We start from the raw sequence: 245 nt of genomic DNA, 5'->3' as shown, positions 1-245 counted from the left end.
ACTTAGCAGCGAGCTATCATGATTAATTAAGTCACAGTCATATTCAAAAGCATGGTCACTATCAAGTGTATTTGGGTAAAATAGGCCTTGAGTTGTAGCACTGCTGTTTATTGTATCTGCGTCTGTTTGATCGCCTAAACCGTTTGCAATTAAATTTCCATTAAAGTTTATAACAAACGCATTTTTGGTTAGGCCGTATAGTACCGGCGCATTCGCTGCGGTTAACTCATCACAATCACTTGTTG

Annotated in this window: 1 protein-coding gene; it reads right to left on the bottom strand. The window is 38.8% G+C overall.

Annotation, left to right across the window (positions count from 1 at the left end; translation table 11 throughout):
- On the bottom strand, positions 1-245 hold a 245-nt coding region (locus AAEY57_RS20805; RefSeq protein ID WP_350608761.1), incomplete at both ends, for a hypothetical protein.

The organism is Pseudoalteromonas sp. MER144-MNA-CIBAN-0113, from assembly GCF_040308965.1.
In the GTDB taxonomy this organism is placed as follows: Bacteria; Pseudomonadota; Gammaproteobacteria; order Enterobacterales; family Alteromonadaceae; genus Pseudoalteromonas; species Pseudoalteromonas tetraodonis.
This window is presented reverse-complemented; position numbering and strand designations above follow the sequence as displayed.